2 protein-coding genes are annotated in these 10,644 nt (G+C 76.6%); both read left to right on the forward strand.

The features are described from left to right. Positions 1–792 (forward strand): phosphopantetheine-binding protein (locus tag ACH4U7_RS52705; protein ID WP_361732142.1); only part of this gene is annotated, 792 nt, incomplete at its 5' end. Between the two features lie 34 nt (positions 793–826). Beyond that, the coding region (locus ACH4U7_RS52710; RefSeq protein WP_398534865.1) for a beta-ketoacyl synthase N-terminal-like domain-containing protein at positions 827–10,644 on the forward strand (9,818 nt) is incomplete at its 3' end.

Genomic DNA, 10,644 nt, shown 5'->3' on the forward strand with positions numbered 1-10,644 from the left:
CACGCCCGCATGAACCGGTCGGGAGTCTCCCCCCTGCCCACCGATCACGCCCTCGCCCTCCTCGACACCGCCCACCGCCACGGCGAACCACACCTCGTGGCGTTGAACCTCGACGTCCACGCGCTGGCCGCGCAGCCGCCCCGCAGCCTTCCGCCGGCGTTCCGCGCGCTGGCGGCCCGCCCCGGCGGCAGCGGCGCGGCCACCCGCCGCGCCGCCACGGCCGAGCAGCGCCCGGACGACTGGACGCGGCGGCTCGCCGCGCTGCCGGAACCGGAGCGGCGGCAGCGGCTGCTCACGCTGGTGCGCACCAACGCCGCGACCGTGCTCGGCCACGCCGACCCCGAAACCGTGCGGGAGGACGCGCCGTTCACCGACCTCGGCTTCGACTCGCTGACCGGCGTCGAGCTGCGCAACCGCCTCTCGGCGGCGACCGGCCTGCGGCTGCCGGCCGCCCTCATCTTCGACTTCCCCTCGGCCAGGGCGCTGGCCGGCCACCTGCTCGGCGAGCTGGGCGTGGTGGACGGCTCGCCGGGCGCGGCGACCGGCGGTGTCGACCCGGTGCTCGGGGAGCTGGCGCGGCTGGAGGACACCCTGTCGGCACTCGACCTGCCCGAGGCCGACGCACGGGCGGTGACAGATCGGCTTGAGGGCCTGCTGGCCCAATGGAAGGCGGTGTCCGCGCCGGCGGCCCAGGACGCCGAGGACACCGAGGACACCGCTGCCGACCGGCTCACGCTGGCCACCGCCGACGAGGTCCTGGCGTTCATCGACAGCGAACTCGGCACATCGTGATGGCTCACAACGCAGACGAAGGTCGTGACTCCCCATGCCGGATGAAGAAAGGCTTGTCGACTACCTCAAGCGTGTGGCGACGGACCTGCACGACACGCGGCGCAAGCTGCGCGAGGTGGAGGAGCGGCACCAGGAGCCCATCGCCATCACCGCGATGACCTGCCGGTTCCCCGGCGGCGTCGACTCGCCCGAGGCGCTGTGGGACCTGGTGGCCGCCGGGCGGGACGCCATCGGTCCCTTCCCCACGGACCGGGGCTGGGACGTGGACGCCCTCTACCACCCGGATCCCGACCACCCCGGCACGACGTACACGCGCGAGGGCGGGTTCCTGCACGACGCCGACACCTTCGACCCCGGCTTCTTCGAGATGAGCCCGCGCGAGGCGCTGGCGACCGACCCGCAGCAGCGGAAGCTGCTGGAGGTGGGGTGGGAGCTGTTCGAGCGCGCCGGCATCGACGCGACGGCGCTGCGCGGCAGCCAGACGGGCGTCTTCGTCGGCGCGGCGACCATCGGCTCGGCGGCGTCGGGCGCGCCCGTGCGCAAGGAGTCCGAGGGGTACGCGGGCGTCGCGCCCAGCATGCTGTCGGGCCGCCTCGCGTACGCCTTCGGGCTTGAGGGCCCGGCGCTGACGGTGGAGACGGCGTGCTCGGCGTCGCTGGTGGCGATGCACCTGGGGATCGCGGCGCTGCGGAACGGCGAGTGCGGCCTGGCGGTGGCGGGCGGCGTGACCGTCATGTCCTCGCCGGCCGTGTTCACCGGCTTCGCCCGGCAGCGCGGCCTGGCGCCGAACGGGCGGTGCAAGCCGTTCGCCGCCGCGGCCGACGGCACCGGCTGGGGCGAAGGCGCCGGGCTCGTGCTGCTGGAACGCCTCTCCGACGCCCGCCGCAACGGCCACCAGGTGCTCGCCGTCATCCGTGGCTCGGCCGTCAACCAGGACGGCGCCAGCAACGGCATCGCCGCGCCCAACGGGCCCTCACAGCAGCGGGTCATCCGCGCGGCGCTGCGCAACGCCCGCCTGTCGTCCGCCGAGGTGGACGCGGTGGAGGCGCACGGCACCGGCACCCGCCTCGGCGACCCGATCGAGGCGGACGCGCTGCACGCCACGTACGGGCGGCAGCGCCCGGAGGGCAGGCCACTGCTGCTGGGCTCGGTCAAGTCCAACATCGGGCACACGCAGGGCGCGGCGGGCGTCGCGGGCGTCATCAAGACGGTGATGGCGATCCGGCACGGCGTGCTGCCCGCGACGGTCAACGTGGACGAGCCGACGCCGCGCGTGGACTGGTCCGGCGCGGTGCGCCTGCTGACGGAGCCACAGGCGTGGCCGGAGACGGGCCGGCCGCGCCGCGCCGGGGTGTCGTCGTTCGGCATCTCCGGCACCAACGCGCACCTGATCCTGGAGCAGCCGACCGACCCGTCCCCGGCGAAGGGGAAGAGCGGGGGCCAGAACGACAGCGAGGGCGAGGAGCCGCAGCGGCCGGCGATCACGGCCGGCGGCGTGGTGCCGTGGGTGCTGTCGGCGCGCGGCGAGGGCGCGCTGGCGCGGCAGGCGCGGCGCCTGGCCGACTGGGCCGAACGCCACCCCGGCGCGGTGGCGGACGTGGGCCGTTCGCTGGCGACGGCACGCGCCCGCCTGGAGCACCGGGCCGTGGTCGTCGGCGAGGACCGGGCGGCGCTGCTCGGCGGCCTCGCCCGGCTGGCCGCCGGCGAACCCGACCCGGCTGTCGTCACCGGTACGGCCGGCCCGACCGGCGCCGGGCCGGTGTTCGTCTTCCCCGGGCAGGGCTCGCAGTGGCTCGGCATGGGCGTCGGACTCCTCGACTCCTCCCCCGTCTTCGCCGCCCGGATCGCCGAGTGCGAGCGGGCCCTGGCGCCGTACGTCGACTGGTCGCTGACCGGCGTGCTGCGCGGCACCGACACCGCCGCCGACCCCGCCCGCGACGACGTGATCCAGCCCGTGCTGTGGGCCATCCACGTCGCGCTGGCCGCCGTCTGGCAGAGCTTCGGCGTCACCCCGGCGGCCGTCATCGGCCACTCCCAGGGCGAGGTCGCGGCGGCGTGCGTCGCCGGGGCCCTGACCCTGGAGGACGGCGCCAGGATCATCGCCCTGCGCGCGAAGGCCCTGCGGCCCCTCATCGGGCACGGCGCCATGGCCTCCCTCAGCCTGAGCGCCGAGGAGACCGAACGCCTCCTCGCCGATCTCGGCCCGGATCAGGCCGGTGACGTCGTCGCCGCCGCCCACAACGGCCCGCAGGCGACGGTGGTCTCGGGCTCCCCCGACCGGGTGGCCGCGGTGCTGGCCGCCGCGAGAGAGCGGGGCGCGCGGACCCGCACCATCGACGTCGCCTACGCCTCCCACGGCCCGCACGTCGACCGCATCTGCGAGGACATCCTCGGCGCGCTCGGCGAGGTGTCCCCCACCGAGTCCGGCATCGCGTTCTACTCCACCGTCAGCGCCGAGCGCGTCTCCACGACCGGGCTCGACTCGGAGTACTGGTTCACCAGCCTCCGCCGCCCGGTCCGCTTCGCCGACGCCGTTCGCCGCCTGGTCGCCGACGGCTACCGGGCGTTCGTCCAGTGCAACCCGCACCCCATCCTCTCCACCAGCCTGCAGGACGTCTTCGAGGAGTCCGGCACCCGCGCCGTCGCGCTGGCCACGCTCCGCCGCGACCAGGGCGGGCCGCGGCAGCTGGCGCTGGCGCTGGCGCATGCCCACGCCGCCGGCGTGGACGTCGACTGGCGGCCCTGGTTGGCGTCCGGGTCCGAGGTCGCGCTGCCCACCTACGCCTTCGACCGCGAGCGCTTCTGGATTCCCCACGGCGGGACGGGCATGGGCGGCGGCGACGTGTCCGCCGCCGGGCTGCGGGCGGTCGAGCACCCGCTGCTGGCCGCTGCCGTGAGCCTGCCCGACGGCGGCCTGGTGCTGACCGGCCGGCTGTCGTCCTCCGCCGGCGACGGCTGGCTCGCCGACCACGTCGTCGGCGGCGCCGCGCTGCTGCCCGGCTCGGCCCTGGTCGAGTGGGCGTTGCAGGCCGCCCACGAGGCGGGCTGCGCCGCAGTGGAGGAACTGGCGCTCCAGGTGCCGCTCGTGCTGCCCGCCTCCGGGGCGCTGCGCATCCGCGTGGCGGTCGGCCCCGCCGAGGGCGAGGACGGGGCGCGCACCGTGGAGGTCTTCTCCCGCCCCGACGAGATCGACGCCGAGTCCACCGAGGGGTGGATGTGCCACGCCACCGGGACGCTGACGCCCGACGCCGCGGAGGCGGGCGCGGACGCGGCCGCGGCCGCGTGGCCGCCGCCCGGGGCCGAACCGCTGGACGTCGCGGGCCTGTACGAGCGCGCCGAGGCCGGCGGCTACGGCTACGGGCCGGCGTTCCGCGGCGTGACGGCGGCCTGGCGGGACGGCGCCGACCTGGTCGCCGAGGTCGCGCTGCCCGAGGCGGCGGGGCGCGGTGGGGACGGGTTCGGCATCCACCCGGCGCTGCTGGACGCGGCCCTGCACCCGGTGCTGCTGGCCGAGCCGGGCGACGGGCGGCTGTGGCTGCCGTTCGCCTGGAGCGGCGTGACGCTGCGCGCCACCGGCGCGCGCCGGGTGCGCGCGCGCGTGTCGCCGCTGGCCGGCGGGCACCGCCTGCTGCTGACGGACGAGACCGGCGCCCCGGTCCTGGACGCCGGGTCCGTCGCCGTACGCCCCACGAGCGCCGCCGAGTTGCGTGCCGTGGGCGAGCGCGCAGCCGAGGGCCTCTACGCCGTGGACTGGGTGCCCGCGCACGGCGGGACGGTGCCGCCGGACGGCGGTGGCGCGTGGGCGGCGTTCGGCGGCGCCGTACCGCTCGCGGTCCCCGGCACCACCGACCACCCCGACCTGGCCGGGTTGCTGTCCGCGCTGGACGACAGCGCCCCGGCGCCCGAGGCCGTGCTCCACGCCGTACCGGGCACGCCCGGCGACGAACTGACCGCCGTCGGCGGCGTCCTGACGCTGCTGCGGGAGTGGCTGGCGGAGCCGAGGCTGCTCGACTCCCGGCTGGTCCTCGTCACCTCCGGCGCCGTACCGGCCGGCGAGAACGAGGCCCCGCCCGACCCGGGCGGCGCGGCCGTGTGGGGCCTGGTCCGCGCGGTCCAGGCCGAGCACCCGGGCCGTTTCGTCCTCGTCGACACCGACACCGACACCGATGCCGACACCGATGCCGACGCGGCCGGCCTGGCCGAGGCCGTCCGCCACGCCCTCGACGCCGACGAGCCGCAGCTGGCCGTCCGCGCCACGGGCCCGCTGGTGCCGCGCCTGGTCCGCACCTCCCCGCCGGCCGGGGCCGAGGGGCCCGAGCTGTCCGGCGGCACCGTCCTCGTCTCCGGCGGCACCGGCGTGCTGGGCGCCGCTGTCGCCGAGCATCTGGTGCGCGCGTACGGTGCGGAGCGCCTGCTGCTCCTCTCCCGCCAGGGCGCGGACGCGCCCGGCGCGGCCGAGTTGCTGGAGCGGCTCACGGCGCTGGGAGCCCACGTCGACCTGTCGGCTGTCGACGTGGCCGACCACGCCGGCCTGGCAGGGGCGTTGGAGGCCATCCCGGACAGCCACCCGCTGGTCGGCGTGGTCCACGCCGCCGGCGCGACCGACGACGCCCTCGTGGAGGCGTGGGACGACGACCGCCTCGCCCGCGTCTGGACCCCCAAGGCGCACGGCGCCTGGCACCTCCACGCCCTCACCCGTGAGGTGCCGCTGCGGATGTTCGCGGTGTTCTCCTCCGCCGCCGGCGTCATCGGCAATCCGGGACAGGCCGGGTACGCCGCCGCCAACGCCTACGCCGACGCTCTGGTCGCGGCGCGCCGCGCCGACGGGCTGCCCGGCACCAGCGTGGCGTGGACGCTGTGGCAGCAGCCCTCGGCCATGACCGAGCACCTCACCCAGGCCGACCTCGCCCGCCTCGGCGCGCTCGGCATGCGCCCGCTGGCGACCGCGCACGGCCTGCGGCTGTTCGACGCCGCGCTGCGCGCCGCCCGCCCCCTGGTGGTGGCCGCCGACCTGGACGCCGCCCGCCTGGGGCCGGACGCCCCGGCGATGCTGCGCGCCCTGGCCCGGCCCGCCCGCCGCCGCGCCGCCGACCTCCACCACGCGGGCGGCGGTCCTGCGCTCCCCGCCCGGCTGGCCGGACTCGACCCCGACGAGCAGCGCACCCTCGTGCTCCAGACGGTGCGCCAGCTGGTGACGGTGGTGCTCGGCCACACCACCAACGCGGCGATCCGCGAGGAGGCGGCGTTCAAGGAGCTGGGCTTCGACTCCCTCACCGGCGTCGAGCTGCGCAACCGGCTGGCCGCCGCGACCGGCCTGCGGCTGCCCGCCACCCTCGTCTTCGACTACCCCACCCCCCGCACCCTGGCCGACCACCTCCTCCAGCGTTTGACCGCCACCGCCACCGCCAACGCCACCCCGACGCCGGGAAGGAGAGCGGCGGCGGCGGACGAGCCGATCGCGGTGGTGGCGATGGCCTGCCGCTTCCCCGGCGGGGTGACCTCGCCCGAGGGCCTGTGGGAACTGGTCGCTCAGGGGCGGCACGTGCTCGGCCCGTTCCCCGCCAACCGGGGCTGGGACACGGCGGGCCTGCTCCACCCCGATCCCGACCACCCCGGCACGACCTACGCCGCGCAAGGGGCGTTCGTCTACGACGCGGAGACCTTCGACGCGGCGTTCTTCGGTATCAACCCCCGCGAGGCGCTGGCCATGGACCCGCAGCAGCGGATGCTGCTGGAGACGGCCTGGGAGGTCCTGGAACGGGCCGGGATCGACCCGCACACCCTCAAGGACAGCCTCACCGGCGTCTACGCGGGCGTCATGTACCACGACTACGCCGCCGGCGTGCCGTCCGGCGACCCCCGGCTCGACGGCTACGGCATGATGGCGAGCGCGGGCAGCGTCATCTCCGGCCGCGTCGCCTACACCCTCGGCCTCCAGGGCCCGGCCGTCACCGTCGACACCGCCTGCTCCTCCTCGCTCGTCGCGATGCACATGGCAGCGCAGGCGCTGCGCGCGGGCGAGTGCGAGCTGGCACTGGCGGGCGGCGTGACCGTGCTGGCCACCCCCGAGGTCTTCACCGGCTTCTCCCGCCAGCGCGGCCTGGCCCCGGACGGCCGGTGCAAGCCGTTCGCCGCCGCCGCCGACGGCACCGGGTTCGGCGAAGGCTCGGGGCTCGTGCTGCTGGAACGCCTCTCCGACGCCCGCCGCAACGGCCACCAGGTGCTGGCCGTCATCCGGGGCTCCGCCGTCAACCAGGACGGCGCCAGCAACGGCCTCACCGCCCCCAACGGCCCCTCCCAGCAACGCGTCATCACCCAGGCCCTGGCCAGCGCCGGGCTGTCCCCTGCTGACATCGACGCGGTCGAGGCCCACGGCACCGGCACCACCCTCGGCGACCCGATCGAGGCGCAGGCGCTGCTCGCGACGTACGGCCAGGAGCGCGCCGACGACCGCCCCCTGTGGATCGGGTCGGTCAAGTCGAACCTCGGCCACACCCAGGCGGCGGCGGGCATCGCGGGCGTCATCAAGACGATCATGGCGCTGCGCCACGGCCGCCTGCCCGCCAGCCTCCACGTGGACGCGCCGACCCCGCACGTGGACTGGGACAGCGGCAACGTCCGGGTGCTGACCGAACCCGCCGACTGGCTGGAGACCGGCGCGCGTCCGCGCCGCGCCGCCGTCTCCTCCTTCGGCGCCTCCGGCACCAACGCCCACCTCATCCTCGAACAGGGCCCCGACGAGCCGGCACCGGCGCCGGACGACGCCACCGGCGGCGTCGTACCGTGGCCGCTGTCCGCCCGCAGCGAGGAGGCGCTGCGCGCCCAGGCGTCGGCGCTCGCCGAACGCCTCGGCACGGATGAGGAGTTGCCGATCAGGGACGTCGGCTGGTCCCTCGCCACGACCCGGGCCACCTTCGAACGCCGGGCCGTGATCGTGGGCGGCGACCGCGCGGAGCTGACGGCGGCGCTGGGCGCGCTGGCCGAAGGGCTGCCGCACCCCCGCCTGGTCACCGCCCCACCGGCCACCGCGGCGCCCGCGGCAGGCCAGGCAGTGTGGCTGTTCTCCGGCCAGGGGAGCCAACGCCCCGGCATGGGCGCCGCACTGCACGCCCGCTTCCCCGTCTTCGCCGACGCCTTCGACGAGGTCTGCGCCCTCCTCGACCCGCATCTCGACCACCCGCTCGCCGACGTCGTGCTCCGCTTTGAGCCGGACCCCGGCCTGCTGGACCACACCACCTACACCCAGGCCGGGCTCTTCGCCCTCCAGGTCGCGCTGGCCCGGCTGCTGCGCGCCCACGGCCTACGCCCGGACGCGGTGATCGGCCACTCCATCGGCGAGATCGCCGCCGCCCACGTGGCGGGGGTCTTCTCGCTCCAGGACGCCTGCCGCCTGGTCGCCGCCCGCGCCACCGCGTTGGGCGCGCTGCCGCCCGGCGGCGCCATGACCGCGCTGGAGGCCACCGCCGAGGAGGCCGCCGAACTCCTGGCCCCCCACGACGGCCAGGTCACCGTCGCCGCCCTCAACGCCCCCACCAGCACCGTCATCTCGGGCCCCGCCGACCTCGTCGCCCAGCTCACCGCGGACTGGAAGCAGCAGGGCCGCCGGGCCAAGGCCCTCACCGTCTCCCACGCCTTCCACTCGCCGCTGATGGAGCCCGCACTCGACGGCTTCCACCAGGCCATCGCCGACCTCAGGTTCCAGCCCCCCACCATCCCCCTCATCAGCAACCTCACCGGGCAGCCGGCGGGCGAGGAGATCGTCAGCCCCGACTACTGGGTCCGGCACATCCGCCAGCCCGTCCACTTCCACCCCGCCATCGCCCACACCGCCCCGCACACCGCCGCCTACCTCGAAATCGGCCCCGACGCCGTGCTGACCCCCGCCACCCAGAACACCCTGGACGCGCTGGCGGACGAGCTCGCGCACCCGCCCCTCCTCATCCCGGCCCTCACCCGCACCCACCCGGAACCCGAGGCCCTGGCACACGCACTCGCCCGCCTCCACACCCACACCCCAGTCGACTGGCGCCCCTGGTTCGGCGACGGACCGGCGACCCGCGCGGTCGACCTGCCGACGTACCCCTTCCAGCGCCAGCCGTTCTGGGTCGCGCCCGCCCCCACCGGTCCCGCCGCCCCCGGCAGCACCGCCCTGGCCCACCCCCTCCTCACCGCCACCGCGCCGCTCGCCGACGGCGGCCTCCTCCTCACCGGGCAGGTGCCCGCCGCCGACCACGCCGGCTGGCTGACCGAACACGCCATCGCCGACACCACGCTCCTGCCTGCCACGGCGCTGCTGGAGCTGGCCCTCCACGCCGCCGACCACACCGCCGCCGACCACGTCGAGGAACTCCTCCTCCAGCAGCCCCTCACCCTCGACGCCACCGATCCCCTCGCGCTCCAGGTCATGGTCGGCGCCCCCGACGACAGCGGCCATCGCACCCTCGACGTCTACACCCGCCCCCGGTCCCGCCCCTCGGCCGAGTGGACCCACCACGCCAGCGCGACGCTCGCCACCCAGCCCTCGACCGGCCAGCCCACGGCCGAGACGCTGGCGGAGGAGGCCTGGCCGCCGCCGGGCGCCGAACGCGTCGACGTCACCGGCTTCTACGAGCGCGCCGCCGCGGGCGGCTACCACTACGGCCCCGCCTACCAGGGCCTGAAGGTCCTCTGGCGCCACGGCGACGACCTCCTCGCCGAGATCGCGCTCCCCGACGGCGAGGCCACCGACGCCCTCGCCCTCCACCCGGCGCTGCTCGACGCCGCGCTCCACCCGCCCATCGCGACCGCCGACCCCACCGGCGAGACCTGGCTCCCCTTCTCCTGGAGCGGCGTCACCCTCCACGCCACAGCGGCCACCCACGCCCGCGTGCGCATCACCCCGCGCGGCGACCACGAGTACCGGCTCACCCTCGCCGACCCCGCCGGCCAGCTCGTCCTCACCGCCGACGCCATCACCACCCGGCCCATCGACGCCGCACGCCTGCGGAAGGCGGAGTCCGGCAGCGACGGGCTGTACCGCGTGCGCTGGACCGCGCTGCCGGTCGCGGCCGGACGCGAGGCACCGCCGGCGGACGGCTGGGCGGCGCTCGGCGAGGTGTTCGCCGACTCGCTCACCCACTACCCCGATCTCGGCGCGCTCGTCGCGGCGTTGGACGACGGCGCGCCCGTGCCGCCCGTCGTCCTGGTGGCCGGGAACACCGTGGCCGACACGCTGACGGCGGCTCAGGAGTGGCTGGCCGAACCGAGGCTGGCCGACGCCCGGCTGGTGGTCGTGACACGCGACGCGGTCGCCGTGGACGAGGCATCGGACGTCGAGCCCGACGCGGCGGCCGTCTGGGGCCTGCTGCGCAGCGCCCACACGGAGAACCCGGGCCGGTTCGCGCTGCTCGATCACGGCGGTGGCAACGCCGTTGACGCGCTGCGCGCCGCGCTCGACGCCGACGAGTGGCAGCTGGCGCTGCGCGACGGCGCGACGCTGGTGCCACGGCTCACGGCCCTGGACGCGACCCCCGGCATCGCCCTGCCCGTCGGCACGGCGGCCTGGCAACTGGTCATGGCGGAGCAGCACTCGGGAACCGTGGACGACGTGGTGCCGGAGGAACGCCCCGAGGCGCTGGAGCCGCTCGCACCCGGCCAGGTGCGGATCGCGGTGCGCGCGGCCGGGATCAACTTCCGCGACGTGATGGTGACCCTCGGCGTCGTGCCCGACCGCCGCGGCCTGGGAGGCGAGGGCGCGGGGGTGGTGCTCGACGTGGCGGGGGACGTGACCTCGGTGGCCGTCGGCGACCGCGTACTGGGCCTGTTCGAGGGCGCCTTCGGCCCCGTCGCCGTCGCCGACGCCCGCGCGGTCGT

Source organism: Streptomyces sp. NPDC020845 (assembly GCF_044334165.1).
Classification (GTDB): domain Bacteria; phylum Actinomycetota; class Actinomycetes; order Streptomycetales; family Streptomycetaceae; genus Streptomyces.